Here is a 20,303-nt window from a genome sequence, read left to right as displayed (position 1 = left end):
CCCGTATGGCGTTTCCGTTTTTTTTTGTTGTAAGCCTCAGTTCTTGTCCCACCACACTTTTCCGTACTGGCTGTCGCCTGCGGCGGCAAATTGCCGGGTGACGGCGGCGCGGTAGTTATCGCCGTTATTGAAAGTTTCGTCTGAAGGGTATGCCTGGCGCGACGGCACGTCTTTCCCGTCTACTTTAACGAGCGTGGGGAACCCGGTTCGCCGCCATTCGGCCCATGCTTCGAAGCCGTGCATGAAGAGGTGTACCCAGCGCTGGGTGGCAATGGACCGGAGACCGTTCGCCGGGTCGTAGGCCACGGAAGGATGCGCGATGAGCGCTGCATGGCCGTCCGAACTGCCGGTCCATTGTAACAGCGATTGTTTGATGGCTTCGTCGTAATGTTCCTTCGCTTTGGCATCGCCCCCGGGGATCCAGCCGCGCTTGGCGCCCTCGGCGAGGGCGAACAGGGCCTGGGCATAGGTTACGAGGTAAACGGGGGCATCCTGCGTGCGCACGGCCTCCCCGAGCAGCGAATATCTGGAAAGCGTGGCGCCGTCAAGACTGCCGTAGGGCAGGCCCACGAAGGTGCCGTCCTGTTCACGGGGCTCGGTAAATACGGCCAGCCGGGGATCGGATGGAGCTTTGAGCGTATTTACCAGCAGCTCGGAACCGGCCCACCACTCGCGGCGCTGGACGGTCCATTGGTTGTACCAGTAGCTTTCGTTGTTGGCGTCTGGCAGGTTATGGAAAACGAGGTTGTCGCCGTTGGAAATCATGATCCCTGCGGCCACGGCTTTGGTGAATTCCTCCCGTGCCTTGTTGCCGTTCACTTCCGACATGCGCAGCGCCATGAGCAGGCGGATGGTGTTGCAGAGCCTTTTCCATTTATCGGGATCGCCGGCATAAATGATGTCATTGGTGATCTTCCCCGCCACGAATTCTCCCGAAGCCTGCGTGAGCAGCGCCAGGAGGTTGTTGTAGATGGATTCCTGGGTGTCGTACACGGGCGTGAAGGTTTCTTCGCCCTTGAGCGCCTGGGAATAGGGTACATCGCCCCAGCGGTCGGTAATATGCCAGAAAAAATAGGCTTTCAAAACCTTCGCCACGGCCACCTGGTTGGGTACGGGCCCGTCCAGCGGATGCTGTTCCGGTTTGGTGATCACCGTTTCCAGGTTCATGAGCGGATCGTGGTACAGCGTATAAAAGCTGGCGGATGGCTCGGTGTAGAGGGAAAGGTTCGGGTAGAGCGTTTCCATGAGATATTGCGCATAGAATTCACCCTGCGGCACTTCCTGCAGCACGGGGAGCATCAGTTCCGCATTGGCGATGAGCTGAGTGTTGGATGCCTTGGATGGCAGGTTGGGATTTACGTTGAGATCCCCGAATTTATTGCAGCCGGCCAGCAGCAGCGCGGATAACAGCAGTATTTGAATGTTTCGCATGACGGTCGGCAATTAAAAGTTCACAATAAGGTTTACTCCGTAAGATCGAACGGTATTGGCCTGGCCGCTTTCGCGCCAGCTGATGGACGTGGCGCCGGACGACAGTTCAGAAGGGTCGAGCCCTTTCGGTGCTTTCTGATAGATCATGGCCGGGTTGCGGGCGATGAAGGCCAGGTTGATGCTTTGGAGGGGCAGCCTGCCGAGGGATTTTTTGTCGAACGTATATCCCAGCCGCAACTCGCGCAGCTTCACGTAAGTGGCATCTACGAGCCATTCTTCGTACACATGCGTAGCCACGTTGGTCCGCCAGTAAGCCTTGGCGTCTACATACGCTTCCACATATTGTTTGGTCGTATTGGAAATGCCCGTCACTTTCACGCCGCCGCCGTCTGCCACGGGGTCGCGCACGTTTTTGCCCTTGTCATTGATTTCCGCGGTTGCCGGTGCGATGCCGGTTTTGTGGGCCAGCATCCAGGTTCGGCTGAAGAATTGTCCGCCCTTTTGCCAGTCGATCATCGCGCCCACATCAAACTTCCAGATCTTGAACATGTTTTGCCAGCCGCCCGTCATATCCGGCAGCACGGAACCGAAGTTGTGCGTGGCGGAAGTATATAACGGCATATTGTTGTCTCCCAGCAAAATCATGCCTGTGGCGGGATCGCGCTGGTACGCTTTCCCGATAAGACTACCGAAAGGTTCACCCACGTAAGAATTGAGGTAACTGTCGACCTGCGAATAACGGGTGAAATCGAGCGGGTACACATTTTGGTTCGGCCCCAGTTCCACCACCATGCTGCGGTTGCGGTTCAGGTTGAAGATGGTCTGCCAGGTGAAGAACCCCGTCGTCACCGGCGTTGCGCTCAGCGTCAGTTCAATGCCTTTGTTACGGATCATCCCTGCGTTGATGATGGTGCCGCTATAACCGCTGGTACTGGAAAGGGCGAGGGGAATGATCTGGTCTACGTTCTTCTGCATGTACCAGGTAAAGTCGAGCCCGATGCGGTTATTGAGGAATTTAAGGTCCACGCCCGCTTCGTAGGAATGCGCGAAGGAAGGCTTGATGTTCGGGTTCACGAGATTGTCGCGCACGTACATCGTATTCACCGCCGTACCGTCCGGCAAGGTATAAATCGTGCCCACACCGAAGTTCTGGCTGGTTTGGTACACGCTCAGATCGCTGCCGGCCTGCGCATAGCTGACGCGGAGCTTCCCGTACGATAAAGGTTTCCACTTCAGATCGTCGCTGAACACATAACTCGCCGAAACGGAGGGGTACCAATAGGAATTATGGTCCTGGATGAGGGTGGAGGAATTGTCGTTGCGGACGGTCGCCTCCAGGAAATACCGGTTTTTATACCCGAGCGATACTAGGCCGTACATACTCCGGATCTTCTTTTCGCTATAATAATTTTCGATGGTGGGCCGGTCTTTGGAAGCCTCCAGGTTGAAGAAATCCGGGCTGGTCAGCCCGCCTACGGTGGCGCCCGACATGTAGCTGTATTTCCGCTGGTAGCTGTTGGCGCCGATGTTCGTATTCAAGGAAAGTTCGCCCCAGTTTTTGGTGTATTGCGCGAGGAACTCGTAGTTCATTTCGGTGTTCTGGTATTTGCCGACGGTGTACTCCGGCGTGCCCAGGCCACCGAACCCGTGGCGCGACTGTATATTCTGCGTGAACATATCCCCGCGTGCAAAACCGCTCAGTTTCAGTCCGGGGATCACTTCGTAAGTGAGGCCTACGTCGCCGAAGAAGCGGTCGCGGTAATCGTTGGTGGGGCTTTCGTAAGCGAGGAAGTAAGGGTTGTTCCAGTTGGTGAGCCGCGGCAACGGGTTGGCGGCTGTGGGGGTGGAGATGCTCCATCCCAGGATGCGGCCGTCGGGATATTTGTAATCTCTCAGCCGCCGCATATCCATGCTCCGCTGGAACCACTGTACCATAAACCTTGCACCGTCTTCCGATCCCTGTTTCGGGCGTTGTGCCTTGTTGTTGGCATAGTTCAGATTGGTGGTCACGGTGAGGTTGGGCAACAGGTCGAGCGAGCCGCTGAAGCCGAGGTTGTTCCGTTTCAGCCAGGTGTTAGGCTCGATGCCGCCGATGCTGGTGTTGTTGTAGCTGAGGCGGAAAGCGGTATTCTGGTTGCCGCCGGTCACATTGACGCCGTTGTTGAAGGTATAGCCGGTTTCGTAGAAATCTTTGATATTGTCGGGATAGGCTACGAACGGCGTGGTTTGGCCGTATGTCGGGTCCTGCGGGTAATAGCTGAACACCTGGCGGGCGGGCGTTCCGTCGGCCTTCGGGCCCCAGCTTTCATCCACGCTCATGCCTACTACTTTTTCGCCGGCCGCGTTGGTGCTCCAGGTTTGCGAAGAGCCGCCGCCGTAAAGGTTTTGCATGGGCATGAAGTTGCCGGCCTTTTCGAGGGAGAACGCGGAATTGAGCGTCACGTTCACTTTCTTGGGGCCTTTGCTGCCTTTGCGGGTGGTGATCATGATCACGCCATATTGCCCGCGGATGCCATAAAGCGCCGATGCCGCGGGGCCTTTCAGCACTTCCACGCTTTCCACGTCTTCAGGATTGATGTCTTGCGCGAGGTTTCCATAATCGGCGCCGTCCATCCCTGCGTAGTTGGCATTGGAAATGGGCGTTCCGTCGATGACGATGAGCGGCTGGTCGGCACCCGACAGTGAATTGACGCCGCGGATCTTAATTTTCTGCGTTCCGCCCATGCTCGCGCCGGAAGCGCCCGTCACCTGCACACCCGCCACTTTGCCGGCGAGCGATCCCAGCACGTTCTGTTCTTTGGTGAAGGTGAGGTTTTCACCCTTCACGCCCTGCCGCGCGTACCCGAGCGACCGCTCGTCGCGCTTGATGCCCAGGGCGGTCACCACTACTTCGGACAGTTGGCTGTCGTTGGCGTCCATTGTAAAATCTGCCACGGTGAACCCGTCTGTTACGGTTACGGTGACGGTTTGCGCTTTATGCCCGATGGCGCTGGCGTTCAGTTTGTATGTACCGGCTTTGAGCCCGCCGATGCTGTACCTGCCTTCTTCGTCGGCCACGGTGCCCTGCGAAGTGCCGGCGATCTGCACGGTGGCAAAGGGCAGGGGCCGCCCGTCGGAGGTGCGCACGATGCCGCGGATGCCGCCGTCGAATTCGGGGGCTTCCGCCGGAGCGGCTTCGAAGACGTTGTTCGGGGGGATTTTCTTGATAACGATGTGGTCGTCCATCTGTTCATACCGCAATCCCTTGGGCAGCAGCAGGGCGTCGAGCAGTTTGCCGACGGGAATATCGGCTGCGCGGTAGGTGACGTTGCCGTAGCCTTCGAGGTCACGGGTTTTGTAGGTGAACGAGCAGTCGGCCAAAGACCCGATCTCGCGCAGCGCCTGGCGGAGCGTGACGTTGTTCAGGTCTACGGAAACGATGACTTTGCGGATATCCTGCCCAGCTCCGTCGGCGGCAACGAGGATTCCGTTGAAAGTCAATAAGATGGCCAGGATGGATATTCTCATAATCAACCAGTTGAGACGAGACGGCCCGGGTTTTGGGGGCTGCCTTTTTTCCAAGCAGGGGTCGATGAAAATGCAGTTTTCTACATACAAATTCATAGCTTTGAATTGTTTAATAATTACCGAATAGGGATTATTGAAAAGCAGGAGGAGCCGCAGCCGGGTCGCAATCGGAGCGGCTCTCCGCATTTCTGGCGCTAGCCTGACAATCGCTTGTAGCTTTTTGTCATCGTTTCAGATTTTGGTTAATGAATCAAATAGGTCCCATCTGCCAGCGTGAGCCGGCTATCCGTCAATTTGCATAGTATTTTCAAGGCCGCTTCCGCGCCAATATCCCTCCGGAACTCGGTGGATACCGGTTCTTCTCCCAAAGCTGGCCGTGCCAGCCGGATGCGCACGTCGTAGGTGCGTTCCAGGTCGCTGATGATATCGGACAGTTTTTCTCCGTCGTATAACATGTTGCCGTCTTTCCAGGGTGCGGCGTCTTTCGTGGCGATGCTTCGTGGCACATCGTCCCGGATGTATTCCGGCCGTACTTTCATGAGTTGCCCGCCGGTAAGCGTGGCCGATTTTTCTTTCCCGTACTGCACTTTTACCTTCCCGCTGCTCACGGCCACGATCACGTCTGCCTGGCCGGGATATGCGCGGATGTTGAAGGCCGTTCCGAGCACGGTGGTGGAAATATTACCGGTGTGAATGATGAAGGGCATTTCACCATCTTGCGCCACATCGAAATAGGCTTCTCCTGAAAGATAGACGGTGCGGGCCTTTCGCCCGAAGTCTTCCGCGTATCGCAAGGTGCTGGCGGTATTGAGCCAAACCTGCGTGCCATCTGGCAGGGTCAGCTGCCGGGTTTCCTTGCGGGCGGTCTGCTGCCCGGTCATGGCCACGGGGTCCGTGTTGCCGGAACGGGGGTACAGCAGCCATGCTGCGGTAGTCACAGTTGCCACAAGCGCCGCTGCCACGGCCATTTTCACGAGCCGCAACTGCCGGCCGGCGGGGTGCACGAGGCGCCCGCGGCTGTTGACGTACGTTTCCGCGTGCGGCAGTTCTTCGTCGCTGTTCCAGGCCTGCCGGATCAGCTGGCGAACGGCCTGGTCGTGGTCTGCCTGTTGCAGCAGGGCGAAGAACTCTTCATATTCCTGCCGGGTGCAGGCGTTGTCGCGATAGCGTTTAAAAAGGTAATGTATCCGTTCTTCCATACGTAGAATGGGGTGTATATGGTAGGAAGACGGAGCAGCGGGGAAATGTTCCTATCGGAAATAAAAAAAAGTTAGGAGGATAGACAGCGGCCCGGAGGTTTTGACGAGAAAGGCGCGGATGGCCTGGAGTGCGGAAGACAGCTGGTTTTTGACGGTGTGGCGGGATATCTTCAGTTCATCGGCGATCTCGAGGTAGCTCATGCCTTCTTCGCGGTTGAGGCGGTAAATGAGCCGGCGTTGGGGCGGCAGCTGGTCGATGGCTTTGGAAACGAGGGTGTGGTATTCCCGGGCTTCGGTGATGGTAGCGGGGGAAGGGGGCTCCTGGGCCAGGGCGCTCCATATCCGCTCCCGTAGCCGTTCGTCGGCCGCAGCTTTTCGGAGGAAGTCCATCAGCCTGTTTTCCATCACGCGGTACAGCCAGGCGTCCATGTTGCGGATGTCGGGCATTTGCTCGCGGTGTTCCCAGAGTTTGAGGAAAGTTTCCTGCACGAGGTCTTGCGCAAATTCGGTGGATTTGGTCATGCGCAGGGCCAGCGCGAAGAGGCGGGCCTCCTGGTCACGGAAAACCTCCAGGAACCGGTGTTCCTGCATTACGGAAGGGGCCATATGAACGGGCGATCGTTGCATGCCGACGGGAATAGTACCGGAATAAAAGCGTTAGATAGTGGTCTTTCTAAAAGTACTACAAATTCCGCGGAATGAAAAATGCCCGCCCCGGTCGTAACCGGGCGGGCATGAAATGTTTAACCGGGAATGTTACCGGATCAATAGTAATAGTTGTTCAGGGTTACTTCGAACTTCAGCACGCTGTTCGGCGGGATGGTCCCGCGGTCGGCATTGCGGTATCCCAGCACGGAAGGAATGAAATACAGCACTTTCCCTTTCTTGGTCGTTTTCTGCAAGCCTACTTTGAAACCGGGAATGAGGCCGTTGGTGCCGAGGCGCACGTCGTCGAAGGTCGTGTTGTTGGTGGAATCGAACCGGGTGCCATTCAGCAGCCATCCTTTATAGGAGATGTTGAAACGGTCGGTCAGCTTGATGGTATCACCGCCTTCACCGTTCTGCAGCACTTTCCAGTATACCCCGGTCGTATCGCGCTGAAAGCCGGTCAGGTTGTTATTGGCGATATAATCCTTGATGGTCTGTTCATCGATGGCAGCCTGTTTGGCATAGTCGTAAGGCGGTTGGTCGTCTTTATCTTTCTTGCAGGCTACGGCCAGGGTGATGCCGGCCAGGGCGATCAGGCCAAGGTAAATTTTCTTCATACTGTTGAATGGTTATTTTCTGATATCGATTAAGGTGACGTCGCAGATGAGGATGGAATTCGGCGGGATTATTCCGGGGATGCCGATGTTGGCGAATGCCAGCCGTGCCGGGATGTACATGAGGATGCGGCCGCCTTTCGAGATAAGGGGAAGGCCGATTCGCCAGCCGGGAATATGATCTTTCAATTTGCGATTGTCGAACGAAGTAGGGAGGGGAGCCGCTTCCACGATCTGTTCGGTCGGGAACAGCCGGCGGGTAAACGTCACTACCGGGATTTCTTCCAGGCCGATGGTATCCGAATGATCGCCTTCATCCATGATCTTGTAAATGATCCCGCTCGGGTGGAGCACGGTGCCGGAATCTTTTTTATGCTGGATGAGCCAGGTACGCACGGTTTCCATGTCCCTGGAAACATCGTCCGCGAATCTGGCCTGGCCTTCGAGCGACTCTTTGGCACAGCCCGCCATCGCTCCTGCCAGCGCCACGAGGCACAAGGCGGCCAGCACATATCGGAATCGGAATCCTTTAATCAACAGCATCGGGTATGCGATTTTAACCTTAAACGGCGCCGGGCACCGGAATGTTACAATATACAAAAATCCCGTCCCGGCAAAAGCGCAGGGACGGGATGGGAATATTTCCGGAACGGGTTGGATCAGTAATCCATGCCCATGCCATGACCGCCGCCCGGCATTGCGGGAGCAGCGGATTTCGGTTCGGGTTTGTCGGCGATCACGCATTCGGTGGTCAGCAGCATACCAGCGATGGATGCGGCGTTTTCCAGGGCGATGCGGGCAACCTTGGTGGGGTCGATTACGCCGGCAGCCAGCATTTTCTCGTAAGTTTCGGTGCGGGCGTTGAAACCGAAGTCGCCTTTACCTTCTTTAACTTTCTGTACCACGATGGAACCTTCGATGCCTGCGTTCGCGGTGATCTGACGGAGGGGCTCCTCGATCGCGCGTTTAACGATAGCGATACCGGTCAGTTCATCTTCGTTCTCGCCTTTGATTTTTTCGAGGCCTTCGATCGCGCGGATGAACGCTACACCGCCACCTGCAACGATGCCTTCTTCAACGGCAGCGCGGGTTGCGTGCAGGGCGTCGTCTACACGGTCTTTCTTCTCTTTCATTTCCACTTCGGTGGCAGCGCCAACGTAGAGTACGGCTACACCGCCGCTCAGTTTGGCCAGGCGTTCCTGCAGTTTCTCACGATCGTAGTCGGAGGTAGTTACCTCGATCTGGGACTTGATCTGGTTGATGCGGGCCTGGATATCGGCTTTCTTGCCTTTACCGCCTACAACGGTGGTGTTGTCTTTATCGATGGTTACGGATTCAGCGCGGCCGAGGTAAGTCAGGTCGGCGTTTTCCAGTTTGTAACCCTGTTCTTCGGAGATTACCACGCCTGCAGTGAGGGTAGCGATGTCCTGCAGCATTTCCTTACGGCGGTCGCCGAAGCCGGGGGCTTTCACGGCGGCTACTTTCAGGGTGCCACGGAGTTTGTTTACCACCAGGGTAGCCAGTGCTTCGCCTTCGAGGTCTTCAGAGATGATCACGAGGGGAGCGCCTTGCTGGGCCACTTTCTCGAGGATGTGCAGGATGTCCTTCATGGTGCTGATCTTCTTGTCGTAGATCAGGATGTAAGGGTTCTGCAGCTCGGCCTGCATTTTTTCGCTGTTGGTGATGAAGTAGGGGGAGAGGTAACCACGGTCGAACTGCATCCCTTCTACCACTTCTACGGTGGTTTCGGTGCCTTTCGCTTCCTCAACGGTGATAACGCCGTCTTTGGTCACTTTGCGCATGGCTTCGGCGATCAGTTTACCGATCTCGCTGTCGTTGTTGGCGGAGATAGCGGCTACCTGTTCGATCTTTTTATTGTCGTTGCCAACTTTTTCGGATTGTTTTTTCAGGTTTTCCACCACGGCTTTCACGGCTTTGTCGATACCGCGTTTCAGGTCCATGGGGTTGGCGCCTGCGGCTACGTTTTTGAGGCCTTCGCCGATGATGGCCTGGGCCAGCACGGTGGCGGTAGTGGTACCGTCGCCGGCGATGTCAGCGGTTTTGGAAGCAACTTCCTTCACCATTTGAGCGCCCATGTTCTCGATGGGGTCTTCCAATTCGATTTCTTTAGCTACCGTAACACCGTCCTTGGTTACGCCGGGAGCGCCGAATTTCTTTTCGATCACTACGTTACGGCCTTTGGGGCCGAGGGTTACCTTAACCGCGTTTGCCAGGGTGTCGACGCCTTTCTTCATTTTGTTGCGGGCGTCGGTATTAAAGAATATTTGCTTTGCCATAGTCGTATAAATTTTCTTTGGTCGTGAAGGTTAAAATTCAGGGCTGGATTATACCACAGCCAGGATGTCGGATTCGCGCATGATCAAGTAGTCTTCTCCTTCGAGGCTGATTTCGGTACCGGAGTACTTGCCGTACAGCACGGTGTCACCTACTTTCACGCTCACGGGTTCATCTTTTTTACCGGGGCCGGCTGCTACCACCGTTCCGCGTTGCGGTTTTTCTTTAGCCGTGTCGGGGATGATGATGCCGCCTGCGGTTTTTTCTTCAGCTGCTGCGGGTTTTACGATCACCCTGTCTGCCAGAGGTTTGATACTCAATTTGCTTTTAGCCATTTTGATTCTATTTTTAAAAAGATGAGTTTATAAATGATCCTGTTTGCCGGAAATCCGGCGGTTGTTCTCCTGACAGAGATTGTGCCAAACGGATTTCGGGTCAAATTTTCAGGTTCCAAAGATAATTATTTTAAAACGGCACCGCCAGAAAATGACATTTTTTCATTTTTGACCTGTCAGCCCCCCGCAGATGGCAGTTTGCGGCAGCCCCGGGGAGGGAGCCGGAAGTATTTTTTATAAAGTCGCTGTAAAACAGTAGATTTGCGGCCATTTTCCTAAGCGTACACATGATCAGTAGAAGAAATATCCGGGTAAAAGTAATGCAAACTCTGTATGCCATGGACACCATGGAGCAGGAAACGGTGAAACCGGGCACTGCCATGAGTTTGCTGAATGAGAAACTGGACCAGACGTGCCAGGTATTCACCTATCTCCTGTACTCTATGGCCCGCGTGGCCCAGTATGCGGAGACGGACGCGCAGCAGCGGGCTTCCAAACACCTGCCCAGCGCAGAAGACCTCGTCGTGAACACCAAGGTGGCAGGGAACGATTTCGTGTTCCAGGTACTGAACGACAAAGGGTTCCTCGTGAACATGGACACCTGGAAGCTCCGCCGGCTGGAAGACGCCGATCTCACCCGCAAACTCTACAACCAGCTCACCGAAACGGAAGCTTATAAAACATACATCGCCACCCCCTCGCGCGACAAAGCCTCCGAAAAACACATCGTAGAATTCATCTTTTCCGATATACTGGAGAAAAACGAGCTGTTCATCCAGCACATGGAAGACAATTTCCTACATTGGGGCGATGATGCAGACATGATGGGCATCCTGGTAGGCAATTACCTCTCCAAGCCCCAGCTCTTCAACTTCCTCCAGCTTATCAGCCGCGAAAAACTGGAATACGCCCGCGATCTCCTCAGCACGGTCCTCAATAAAAAGGATTATTGCCTGGAGCTCATCCGGCCCAAACTCCAGAACTGGGACCCCGAGCGCATCGCCTCGGTAGACATGCTGCTGATGGAAATGGGCGTCTGCGAATTCCTCTATTTCCCTACCATTCCCACGAAAGTGACCATCAACGAGTATATCGACCTGGCCAAAGCCTACTCCACGCCGCAAAGCGGGCAGTTCGTCAACGGCATCCTCGATAATATCCTAAAAGATCTCACCCAGGCTAACCTGATCGAGAAAACGGACCGTAACCGTAAATAAACGACCATGAAAGCGACTTTTCCCGCCATTTTAGCCGCCGTGCTCGCACTCGGCGCCTGTAACAACAGCCAAAGCGGCAGCAAAGCGCCGGCCGACAGCCCCTCTGTGGTTAAAAACACCCCGGCAGGTGCCAAACCCGTCATCTCTTTCGAGAAGCAGGTGCACCATTTCGGCAAGATCGTGGCCGGCGAAGTGGTGGAATATTCGTTCAAGTTCAAGAATATCGGCGGCAGCGACCTGCTGATCACCCGCGCCGAGGCCTCCTGCGGATGCACCATCCCGGAATGGCCCAAAGCGCCCATCCGCCCCGGCGATTCCGCTTACATCCAGGTGAAATTCGATTCCAAAGGCCGACCGGAAGGGTACACCGAAAAGGAAATCTTCATCGAAGCCAACACCGAACCTGCCGCCAACACAGGCCCGCGTATTACCGCGGAGATCGTGGCAAAGAAATAGTAACTTTAACCGTTCAAATCAAATAAACACATACAGATGTACAACTTCTTAACAAACGTATTCCTGATGACGCCCCCCGCCGGCGGCGCACAGGGCGGCGGCATGGGCGGCTGGGGCAGCATGATCTTCTTCGGTGGCATGATCCTCGTTATGTGGCTCTTCATGATCCGTCCGCAAACCAAAAAGGCAAAAGCGCAGAAACAGTTCATCGATAGCCTCCGCGAAGGCGATAAAATAGTTTCCATCGCCGGTATCCACGGTAAAGTGAAGAAAATCAACGACAACGGCACCCTTCAGGTAGAAGTGAGCCCCGGCACCTTCTTCACCATGGAACGTTCCGCCATCAGCATGGAATACACCAACGCGCAGAACAAACCTGCCGATGCTGCCAAATAATTTTCCGGACTTTACGGAAACATCACAGGAGAAGGCTTCCGGCCTTCTCTTTTTTTATTATTTTGCTTTTCATGCGCATCATCGGAATCACCGGCGGCATCGGCTCCGGAAAAACCACCGTGGCGAAGATCTTCGCCCTCCTCGGCATCCCCGTTTATTATGCCGACGAAGCCGCTAAAGACATCATGGTCCGCGACCCCCAACTCGCCGAACAAGTCCGCCGCCATTTCGGCGACGCCGCCTATTTCCCCGACGGATCCCTCAACCGCAAACACATCGCCGACATCGTGTTCCACGACAAGGAAGAACTCGATATCCTCAATTCCCTCGTTCACCCCGCCACCATCCGCGATTCCGAAAACTGGGCCCGGCAACAGAACGCCCCCTACGTGATCAAGGAAGCCGCACTCATGTTCGAAACCGAATCTTTCCACCACGTCGATAAAGTGATCACCGTGTACGCCCCGGAAGCCCTCCGCATCAAACGCGTCATGCAGCGCGACAATACCGACCGCAACGCCGTGATCGCCCGGATGCATAAGCAGCTCGACGAGCAGATCAAGCGCAAACTGGCCGATTATGTGGTGTATAACGACGAACAGCAAATGGTCATCCCCCAGGTGCTGGCCCTCCACGAAACTTTTTTAACTTTTTCTTAGAACGGCATCCGTTAGTTTCGGGGTATGAACCCCCGCCTGATAACGCTTTGCGGCGCCATGTACTGCACCGCTGTTTCCGCGCAGGAAGCACCGAAAAGACCGGCATTTCCGTATGCCGGGTATGTACGTCCGCAATTAAGTTTGACAGACACGGTGCCCGGGCGTAGTGCCGATTCCATGCGGCTCATCCAACTCAAGACTTTCACGAAAAGGGGGAAGAATTATCTGAAAGATTCGCTGGAAATGGAGCGCCTGCTGCGCGGTGTGCAGCAACCGAAGCTGGGCTCCATTTTCCTGTTCGATAAAACCAAACCAGGCAACGTGGTAGAAGGGGCAGACGGGCGGAAGCACCAGGTGGCAGGTCTGGCGCTGGATGTAGGGGCTATTTCAGACCTGCTTTCGTTCGGGAAGAACAACCGCAACGATGCTTTCCGGCGGCGGCTTATGGTAGTGCAGCGGGAAGGGTTCTTCCGGAAATATTACAGCCCGGAGGCCGTGGCACGGTTCATCCCGCTGCGGGGCGACAGCCTCGACGAGTTTGTGGACAGGACCCGTCCACCGGCAGACCTGCTGGCCAACGGAACGGCCTATGATCTGGGGATGTACGTCAAACGGCGATACCTGGAATACCTCGATACGCTGTCTTCAACCATCAAAAAAGATACGGTACAATAAAAGCACGAAGGCCCGGCGATCAGCGCCGGGCCTTCGTGCTTATCGAAGCATAATTTATTGCAGTTTAGCCAGCCATTCCTTCATCCGCTTCATGCCTTCCCGGATACGGTCGAGGCTGGTAGCGTACGAAATACGGATGCATTGCGGCTGTTCGAAAGCCGCGCCGGAAACCACCGACACGTTGGCTTTGTGGAGGAGGAACATGCAGAGATCGTCCGCATTCTCGATGCGTTCGCCTTCGTATTGCTTCCCGAAGAAGCCGCTGACGTTGGGGAACATGTAGAAAGCACCGTCTGGCAGGTTTACGTGCAGGCCGGGGATGCCTTTGAGGGCATCGAAGATGAATTCCCGGCGTTCGCCGAAGGCTTTCACCATTTCCTGCGCCGTATCGAGCGGGCCGCGGAGCGCCGTGATGGCGCAGCGTTGGGTGATGGAGCAGGTGGCGGAGGTGAACTGGCTCTGCACCATGTCTGCCGCTTTGGCGATTTCAACGGGGGCGGCCAGGTAGCCGAGGCGCCAGCCGGTCATCGCAAAGCCTTTACTGAGGCCGTTGATGATCACCGTACGGTTTTTCAGCGTGCCGAAAGTGGCGATGCTGGTATGCGGCGCCACGTAGTTGATATATTCGTAGATCTCGTCTGAAATGATGAAGATCTGCGGATGTTTTTCGAACACTTCCGCCAGCCCTTTCAGTTCGTCGTGCGAGTACACGGAACCGGTGGGGTTGCAGGGGGAAGAGAACATGAATAGTTTGGTTTGCGGTGTGATGGCGGCTTCCAGCTGCTGCGGCGTGATTTTGTAATTGTTCTCGATGCCGCAGGGCACGAATTTCACGACGCCCTGGCAGAGTTTCACCAATTCCGAATAGGTGACCCAGTAAGGCGTGGGGATGATCACTTCATCGCCGGGGTTCACGATGCTGAGCACGGCGTTGGCGATGGATTGTTTGGCGCCGGTAGACACCACGATCTGTTCTGCGGTGTATTCCAGCCCATTATCGCGTTGGAGCTTATAGGCCACGGCCTGCTTGAGGTCGAGGTAACCGGCTACCGGGGTATAGTGGGTATACCCTTCGTCGATGGCTTTTTTGGCGGCCTCGCGGATGTGTTCCGGCGTGTCGAAATCGGGCTCTCCGATGCTGAGGTCCACAATGTCAATGCCTTTGGCTTTCAGTTCCCGGCTAAGTTTGGCCATTCTGATGGTTTGCGGAACGGATATCCGCGTTAATCTTTCTGCTAATTGCATGTGTACTATTTTTTGGGTTGACCGCGGCAAACCTACTGCAAAAAAACGAGAGGGGAGGCATAAAAAAAACATTCCGGGACCATGGTCCCGGAATGCTGTAAAAAACGTGTATGGATCCCTGGTTTACTGGTATGCCATGAATCTCACCCTGGGCTTCAGATCGCCGCTGGTGGAGTCTTTCACACCCTGGTAATAGATGTTGTAGGCCCCGCCGCGCGTGTTGAGATTAGCTGCGTCCAGCTTCGCCAGTTCTGTACCGGCAGCCGTTTTTACGGTAATAGTATGCTGGCCTGGTTCAGTGGGCGTCCAAGTAATGTTGTAAGGAGACAGGAAGTCTTTGTAGCTACGGCTGGAGAATACTTTGGTGGTGCCTAAGAACACATCTACCTGGCCGGACTCGGGTACGAAGTTGAAGAAGCGGATGTTCGCTTTTTCGTTGGACATGTTTGTCAGGTCTTCCCGGATGCGGAGCACTTCTGCACCTGCGGCCTGTGTGCCGTACAGGAAAAGGGTGGTATATCTGGACGTATCGAACACGGCAGTTACGGTGCCCAGCAGGGAATCTTTTCCGAATCGCTTAAAATCAAACTTGTAGGATTTCGGGTTGAAACGGGCGCCAGGCGCTCCTCCGTATTTGAGCTCTTCGTTGGTGATTTTAGTACCGTCCATTAGGATGTCTATTCCATACGGAGTGGCCAGTGAGTTCACGAAAGCAATAATGGTGAAGGGCCTTTGCGGTTCCGGGTCGGAGTTTTTCAGACAGGAAGTGAATCCTGTTACGGCTACGGTCATTGCCGCCAGTGTCCAGAAACGGCTCATTTTGGTTACCATGCGCACTTTGGTTTTTATGATCATTGATTTGTTACGGTATATGAATTCTTGTTTTTCCCTCTTGAAAACGTTGCAGGTCCGGTTTGTATTTTCTTTCCCGATTCAGTTCCGTTTCGTAAATAATGGCGCCCAGTTCGCGGAGGAACGGTTTGCCAATGGTTTCGTAATCGTATGTATCGTCTCCGATGATGCCGTCCGTATTCGCATACACCCTGGCAGACAGCAGGAATTCTATGTTGTTGGCAAAGTCCGCAAAATACGCGACGTCGGTCAGAAAGCCATAAGCCCAGCCGGATTTATTGAAAATCCGCAACCCCGGCGGCAACCGTATGCTGCTGTCGGCCCCGCCCATCAGGTATTTGGTATAATTACGGTGAAACTCCCCCGTGTCGAATTTTGGGTCCGTCCCTTCGCTTTCCGTCGGGAGGCGCGACATATACCGGTATAAAAACCGGTAGTCGTCCTCCGTTAAACGAAACCGCTCACGGGATGTTACAGTTTCCGGAAAAATTATGCTTTGAAGGATGCGATGGAGGTCTCCCAGGCGCAGGCGGTTCTTCTGTGAAAAGTCGAACGGTGCCGCCACGAGGCTGTCGCCCGCGTAATGCGCATTCCCGGCCTGTTCGGGTTCCCGGGGAGCGGTCCCGGGCGCGGGGCCATCGTAATGCCGCGGTGGTCGGGTGTACAGCAGTTTCCCGTTTTGGAGGAAGCGGGCGCCGTTGGTCTGGCGGTTGGCTTCGGGCGTGAGGGGCATGCTGAGGCGGTGGATGATGCGGGAATCGGGGTATCCCTTTCGGTGGAGGCCGGCGTTGAGGGCTTCCTGGCCGAGGAATTCGTAGAGCCGGTTGAAGGCGTCGTTATCGCTGACGAGGAATATTTTTTTGATGTAATGCTCCGCGGAAGGCATCCCGGTGGGCGAGGAAGTGTCTGCCAGGGTAGCGGCGGAGATGCCGGGAAGGGAATCCGTCAGCATGTCCGCATCCCGGGGGATGCCGAGCTGGTGGAGGGTTTCCAGGGTGAGGAGGGCGGCGGGGAGCTTTACGGTGGAGGCGGGGTAGAAATAGGAGGAGGGGGCCTGGGGCCAGTGGTGCTCCGTCAGATGGGGACGGTTACGGGCGTCCCGGTCTATCCGCGTATAGAAAATCTCCACCCGGAAAGCGGCCGGATCGGCGAATGCGGGCCCCAGCCGGGCCGAGTTGGCCGCCAGCAGGGAATCCAGGTATTTGTCCGGTATGGAATGTCTCATATGGAAATTTCTTCCCCGGTAAGTTTGGCAGTTCGCAAAAAAAACCAATATTGCAGACGCCAACAAAATCCGTTGCTGCATAGCGTTTAAATTTAAATGCGAAATCCCGCTCAAAACCAATCAGATAGTGATTTTATGGCTGTTTTGGACGGGGCTTTAATATATCAATTTAAATTCTATCTTTGCAACTCTTTAAAAATTAGTATTAATAATCCGAAAAGAAAATGCAACTAAAAGGACTGGTTAGATTTTTTACTGCCGCCCTGATCCTTATTTCTTTGTATCAGTTGTCCTTCACGTTCGTGGTGCGGAACTTTGAGAAGAAGATGAAGGCTGAGGCCGCAGCTGATGTTGCCCGCCAAAATCCCTCCGCCGAAACGAAATATCCCGGTAACAAAGAGCTTCAGGCTCTTTACGGGGATACGCTGAACGACCTGATCAAAGATCGTCTGGATCAAAAGCTGGATAGCGCCAGTGGCAAGCAGATTGCGGGATTCCCCTGGAACACCAGCTACATCAAGGCTAAAGAAAAGCAGCTCAACCTGGGCCTCGACCTGCAAGGAGGTATGAACGTGGTACTGGAAGTAAGCGTGGAAGACGTAGTCCGCGCCCTGGCCGGCAACCCCAACGATCCTTCCCTCAATGCAGCCATCGCCACCGCCCGCGAGCGCAAGAAGAACAGCCAGTCCGATTTCGTGACCCTGTTCGGCGAAGCGTACAAGGAAAAGAACCCGAACGGCAAACTGTCGGCCGTGTTCGCCAACGCCCAGCTGAAAAACGTTACGTTCAATTCCAGCAACGACGATGTGCTGAACGTAATCCGCACGGAAGCCAAAGCAGCCATCAAGAATACGTATAAGGTACTGCAAAACCGTATCGACAAATTCGGCGTTGCGTCTCCCACCATCAACCTCGACGAGAACCGCGGCATCATTTCCGTGGAACTGGCAGGTGTGGACGATGCAGACCGTGTTCGCCAATACCTCCAGGCCAGCGCCAACCTCGAATTCCGGGAAACTTACAAGAACAGCGACGAGTTCTACATGACCGTGCTGACCCCCATGAACGAGGCCATCCGCAAAGCCCAGGGCAATGCTCCTGTAGTTGATACCACCAAAGCGACCGATTCCACCGCCGTTGCCGCAGCGAAACCCGCCGCCGGCGACACTGCTTCCCTGAGCAGCATGCTGTCTAAAGACGTTGCCAAAGCCGGTAAAGACTCCGCCGCCCTGTTGCAGCAACAGGCTGCGAAAGAAAACCCGCTCTTCGCCGTGTTCCGCCCCAATGCTACACAGACGGAAGGCATCATCCCCAGCTCCACCCTCGGCTTCATCTCCACTTCCGACACCGTCACTTTCCGCAAATACCTGGAAATGCCGGCCGTGAAAGCCGCGTTGCCGAAAGACCTGGTTTTCCTCTACGGTCCCGCCAACAAAGAAGACCGCAGCCAGCCGCTGCAGGTGTACGGTGTTCGCGTAAACCCCTCCAACCCGAAAGCGAAAATCACGGGTGAAAGGGTCATCGCCGCCAAAGCCGATTTCGGCCAGGACAATCACCGTCCTGAAGTGTCCATGACCATGGACGCTGTAGGTACCCGCGACTGGCGCAACCTCACCCGCGCCCTGAAGCCGGTGAACCCGGAGGATCCGAGAACTTTCAACTACGTAGCCGTAGTCCTCGATAATGTCGTGTATACCGCTCCTTCCATCAACAGCGAGATCCCCAACGGTATCTCTTCCATCAGCGGTAGCTTCACGCTGGAAGAAGCGCAGGACCTTGCCAATATCCTGGTTTCCGGCCGTATGCCCGCCCCCGCCAAAATCGTGCAGGAGCAGGTGGTAGGCCCGACCCTCGGTCAGGAATCCATCACGGCAGGCGCCAAATCCTTCATCATCGCCTTCGCGGTGATCTTCATCCTCATGCTCGTGTATTACAACACCGGCGGATGGGTGGCCAACATCGCCCTGATCCTCAACCTCCTGTTTACTTTCGGCATCCTCGCGTCGCTCGGTGCTACGCTGACCATGCCGGGTATCGCAGGTCTGGTACTGACGATCGGTATGGCGGTAGACACCAACGTAATTATATTCGAACGTATCAAAGATGAGCTGAGCAAGGGCAAAACTTACGCACAGGCGGTTGAGGACGGTTACAAACGTTCCTACGCACCGGTGCTCGACGGTCACGTGACCTCGCTGCTCACCGCGATCATCCTGTTCTACTTCGGCCTGGGCCCCGTGCTGGGCTTCGCCACCACCCAGATCATCGGTCTGATCCTGTCCCTGTTCTGCGGTATCCTCGTATCCCGCATGGTGACGGACTTCTGGATGAAGCGCAAACGCCACTTCGAATACTTCACCCCGATCAGCCGCAAGATCTTCAAGCACGCAAGCTTCGATTTCGTAGGCAAACGCAAGATCGCTTATGTGATCTCCGCGATCGTAATGATCCTCGGCGTGGGTTCCTTCTTCAATGGTTTCGACCATGGTGTGGACTTCAGCGGCGGCCGCAGCTATACCATTCGTTTCGATAAACCGATCGACCGTACCGCGGTGCACGAATCGCTGAACAAGGTTTACGAGTCCGAGACTTTCGTGAAAACCATCGGTGAAAATAACCAGCTGAACATCACTACGCCTTACCGCATCGAGGAGAATTCCGACGACGCGGCGAATGACGCACTAGCGAAACTGCACCAGGGCCTCCAGGCGTTCTACGACAGCAAGCCCGACCAGGCTGCCTTCGTGTCTAAATACCTCGTACAATCGCAAAGAGTGGCGCCGACCATCTCCGACGACCTTCGTCAGGGTGCGGTAAAAGCAACGATCCTCTCTATCGTGGTGATCTTCCTGTACATCCTGCTGCGCTTCAGCAAATGGCAATACTCTATCGGTACCATTTTCTCGCTGCTGCACGACGTGCTCGTGACCCTGGCCGTATTCTCCTTCTGCCGCAGCTTTGTGCCTTTCGCATTGGAGATCGACCAGCACTTCATCGCGGCCGTACTTACGGTGATCGGCTTCTCGATGAACGATACCGTGATCGTGTTCGACCGTATCCGTGAAACTTTCCGTAACACGAAGGGGCTGGAAACCAAGGTCGTGATCAACCGCGCGATCAACGAAACCCTGAGCCGTACCATCATGACTTCCGCGACGGTATTCATCACCATCCTCATCCTCTTCATCTTCGGTGGCGAGGTGACCCGTGGTTTCGCATTCGCGATGCTCATCGGTGTACTGACCGGTACCTACTCTTCCATCTTCGTAGCGGCTCCCATCCTGGTGGACTTCGACAAGAAGAACTCCCTCTCCCAGGAGCGTGAGTCCGTTGTGATCGAGAAGGCGCCCCCGTTAGTTCGCGGTAAATAAGCCGGATTCAATCCATCATACTCGAAAAGGGTGACCAGGTTCCTGGTCGCCCTTTTCGTCTTTTTAGCCGGGAGCAGAGGCAATTTGTGCAGGGTTGGTACGGTTCCAGTACGGTATCTGTACTAAAGCCCTACTGTAGCTATACTGTACCGCTACCGCACAAAAAAAGGGCGATCCC

17 protein-coding genes are annotated in these 20,303 nt (G+C 55.2%); 6 read left to right on the top strand and 11 right to left on the bottom strand.

The window, feature by feature from the left end; translation table 11 throughout:
* Positions 1-36: 36 nt before the first annotated feature.
* From EJ361_RS23435 to EJ361_RS23400, 8 genes are all read right to left on the bottom strand, one after another.
* Entirely contained in the window at positions 37-1,431 is a 1,395-nt protein-coding gene (locus tag EJ361_RS23435; protein WP_126248959.1) for a SusD/RagB family nutrient-binding outer membrane lipoprotein, read from the bottom strand.
* Between the two features lie 12 nt (positions 1,432-1,443).
* Positions 1,444-4,938 carry a SusC/RagA family TonB-linked outer membrane protein gene (locus EJ361_RS23430; protein ID WP_205687094.1) on the bottom strand — a complete coding sequence of 1,165 codons (3,495 nt, stop codon included), beginning with the start codon at positions 4,936-4,938 and terminating at the stop codon, positions 1,444-1,446.
* Positions 4,939-5,180: 242 nt separating this feature from the next.
* Positions 5,181-6,137 carry a FecR family protein gene (locus EJ361_RS23425; RefSeq protein ID WP_126248957.1) on the bottom strand — a complete coding sequence of 319 codons (957 nt, stop codon included), beginning with the start codon at positions 6,135-6,137 and terminating at the stop codon, positions 5,181-5,183.
* 51 nt (positions 6,138-6,188) lie between these two features.
* Positions 6,189-6,764: an RNA polymerase sigma factor gene (locus tag EJ361_RS23420; RefSeq protein ID WP_126248955.1), complete on the bottom strand. Its 576-nt coding sequence runs from the start codon at positions 6,762-6,764 to the stop codon at positions 6,189-6,191.
* 137 nt (positions 6,765-6,901) lie between these two features.
* Positions 6,902-7,402 carry an FKBP-type peptidyl-prolyl cis-trans isomerase gene (locus EJ361_RS23415; protein WP_126248953.1) on the bottom strand — a complete coding sequence of 167 codons (501 nt, stop codon included), beginning with the start codon at positions 7,400-7,402 and terminating at the stop codon, positions 6,902-6,904.
* A gap of 12 nt (positions 7,403-7,414) precedes the next feature.
* Positions 7,415-7,942, bottom strand: coding sequence for an FKBP-type peptidyl-prolyl cis-trans isomerase (locus EJ361_RS23410; RefSeq protein WP_164714394.1), 528 nt, complete (start codon positions 7,940-7,942; stop codon positions 7,415-7,417).
* A gap of 116 nt (positions 7,943-8,058) precedes the next feature.
* A complete protein-coding gene (groL, locus tag EJ361_RS23405; RefSeq protein WP_126248950.1) occupies positions 8,059-9,696 on the bottom strand; it encodes a chaperonin GroEL in 1,638 nt (545 codons plus the stop codon).
* Positions 9,697-9,744: 48 nt separating this feature from the next.
* A complete protein-coding gene (locus tag EJ361_RS23400) occupies positions 9,745-10,029 on the bottom strand; it encodes a co-chaperone GroES (protein WP_126248948.1) in 285 nt (94 codons plus the stop codon).
* Positions 10,030-10,349: 320 nt separating this feature from the next.
* On the opposite strand from EJ361_RS23400, the gene nusB reads away from it, so the two are divergent.
* From nusB to EJ361_RS23375, 5 genes are all read left to right on the top strand, one after another.
* Positions 10,350-11,246, top strand: a complete 897-nt coding sequence (gene nusB / locus EJ361_RS23395; protein ID WP_240646718.1) for a transcription antitermination factor NusB — start codon at positions 10,350-10,352, stop codon at positions 11,244-11,246.
* Positions 11,247-11,252: 6 nt separating this feature from the next.
* Entirely contained in the window at positions 11,253-11,702 is a 450-nt protein-coding gene (locus EJ361_RS23390; RefSeq protein WP_126248944.1) for a DUF1573 domain-containing protein, read from the top strand.
* A 36-nt stretch (positions 11,703-11,738) separates the two neighbouring features.
* Entirely contained in the window at positions 11,739-12,098 is a 360-nt protein-coding gene (yajC, locus tag EJ361_RS23385; protein WP_126248942.1) for a preprotein translocase subunit YajC, read from the top strand.
* 71 nt (positions 12,099-12,169) lie between these two features.
* The gene (gene coaE, locus EJ361_RS23380) at positions 12,170-12,757 is read left to right on the top strand and encodes a dephospho-CoA kinase (RefSeq protein ID WP_126248939.1); all 588 of its coding nucleotides are present in this window, start codon (positions 12,170-12,172) and stop codon (positions 12,755-12,757) included.
* A gap of 24 nt (positions 12,758-12,781) precedes the next feature.
* On the top strand, positions 12,782-13,432 hold the full coding sequence (locus EJ361_RS23375; protein ID WP_126248937.1) for a hypothetical protein: 651 nt from the start codon (positions 12,782-12,784) through the stop codon (positions 13,430-13,432).
* A 54-nt stretch (positions 13,433-13,486) separates the two neighbouring features.
* Here the strand turns inward: EJ361_RS23375 and EJ361_RS23370 are convergent, their stop codons facing one another.
* The 3 genes from EJ361_RS23370 to EJ361_RS23360 all read right to left on the bottom strand — a co-directional run bounded on the left by EJ361_RS23370 (position 13,487) and on the right by EJ361_RS23360 (position 16,754).
* Positions 13,487-14,677: a pyridoxal phosphate-dependent aminotransferase gene (locus EJ361_RS23370; RefSeq protein ID WP_126248935.1), complete on the bottom strand. Its 1,191-nt coding sequence runs from the start codon at positions 14,675-14,677 to the stop codon at positions 13,487-13,489.
* 123 nt (positions 14,678-14,800) lie between these two features.
* Complete coding sequence (locus tag EJ361_RS23365) at positions 14,801-15,532, bottom strand: DUF4397 domain-containing protein (RefSeq protein WP_126248933.1); 732 nt, start codon at positions 15,530-15,532, stop codon at positions 14,801-14,803.
* Between the two features lie 7 nt (positions 15,533-15,539).
* Positions 15,540-16,754, bottom strand: a complete 1,215-nt coding sequence (locus EJ361_RS23360; protein ID WP_164714393.1) for a serine hydrolase — start codon at positions 16,752-16,754, stop codon at positions 15,540-15,542.
* Positions 16,755-16,978: 224 nt separating this feature from the next.
* Between EJ361_RS23360 and secDF the strand changes: the two genes are divergently transcribed.
* On the top strand, positions 16,979-20,125 hold the full coding sequence (gene secDF, locus EJ361_RS23355) for a protein translocase subunit SecDF (protein ID WP_126248929.1): 3,147 nt from the start codon (positions 16,979-16,981) through the stop codon (positions 20,123-20,125).
* Positions 20,126-20,303 lie beyond the last annotated feature (178 nt).

Source organism: Chitinophaga rhizosphaerae, from assembly GCF_003958645.1.
Taxonomy (GTDB): Bacteria; Bacteroidota; Bacteroidia; order Chitinophagales; family Chitinophagaceae; genus Chitinophaga; species Chitinophaga rhizosphaerae.
This window is presented reverse-complemented; position numbering and strand designations above follow the sequence as displayed.

Excerpts from the sequence above, each read along its gene's own strand:
- EJ361_RS23370 (WP_126248935.1), bottom strand. The coding sequence starts at position 14,677 with ATGCAATTAGCAGAAAGATTAACGCGGATATCCGTTCCGCAAACCATC.
- coaE (WP_126248939.1), top strand. The coding sequence starts at position 12,170 with ATGCGCATCATCGGAATCACCGGCGGCATCGGCTCCGGAAAAACCACC.
- EJ361_RS23415 (WP_126248953.1), bottom strand. The coding sequence starts at position 7,402 with ATGAAGAAAATTTACCTTGGCCTGATCGCCCTGGCCGGCATCACCCTG.
- secDF (WP_126248929.1), top strand. The coding sequence starts at position 16,979 with ATGCAACTAAAAGGACTGGTTAGATTTTTTACTGCCGCCCTGATCCTT.
- EJ361_RS23360 (WP_164714393.1), bottom strand. The coding sequence starts at position 16,754 with ATGAGACATTCCATACCGGACAAATACCTGGATTCCCTGCTGGCGGCC.
- groL (WP_126248950.1), bottom strand. The coding sequence starts at position 9,696 with ATGGCAAAGCAAATATTCTTTAATACCGACGCCCGCAACAAAATGAAG.
- EJ361_RS23400 (WP_126248948.1), bottom strand. The coding sequence starts at position 10,029 with ATGGCTAAAAGCAAATTGAGTATCAAACCTCTGGCAGACAGGGTGATC.
- EJ361_RS23425 (WP_126248957.1), bottom strand. The coding sequence starts at position 6,137 with ATGGAAGAACGGATACATTACCTTTTTAAACGCTATCGCGACAACGCC.
- EJ361_RS23420 (WP_126248955.1), bottom strand. The coding sequence starts at position 6,764 with ATGCAACGATCGCCCGTTCATATGGCCCCTTCCGTAATGCAGGAACAC.
- EJ361_RS23390 (WP_126248944.1), top strand. The coding sequence starts at position 11,253 with ATGAAAGCGACTTTTCCCGCCATTTTAGCCGCCGTGCTCGCACTCGGC.
- EJ361_RS23375 (WP_126248937.1), top strand. The coding sequence starts at position 12,782 with ATGAACCCCCGCCTGATAACGCTTTGCGGCGCCATGTACTGCACCGCT.
- nusB (WP_240646718.1), top strand. The coding sequence starts at position 10,350 with ATGCAAACTCTGTATGCCATGGACACCATGGAGCAGGAAACGGTGAAA.
- EJ361_RS23365 (WP_126248933.1), bottom strand. The coding sequence starts at position 15,532 with ATGATCATAAAAACCAAAGTGCGCATGGTAACCAAAATGAGCCGTTTC.
- EJ361_RS23430 (WP_205687094.1), bottom strand. The coding sequence starts at position 4,938 with ATGAGAATATCCATCCTGGCCATCTTATTGACTTTCAACGGAATCCTC.
- EJ361_RS23435 (WP_126248959.1), bottom strand. The coding sequence starts at position 1,431 with ATGCGAAACATTCAAATACTGCTGTTATCCGCGCTGCTGCTGGCCGGC.
- EJ361_RS23410 (WP_164714394.1), bottom strand. The coding sequence starts at position 7,942 with ATGCTGTTGATTAAAGGATTCCGATTCCGATATGTGCTGGCCGCCTTG.
- yajC (WP_126248942.1), top strand. The coding sequence starts at position 11,739 with ATGTACAACTTCTTAACAAACGTATTCCTGATGACGCCCCCCGCCGGC.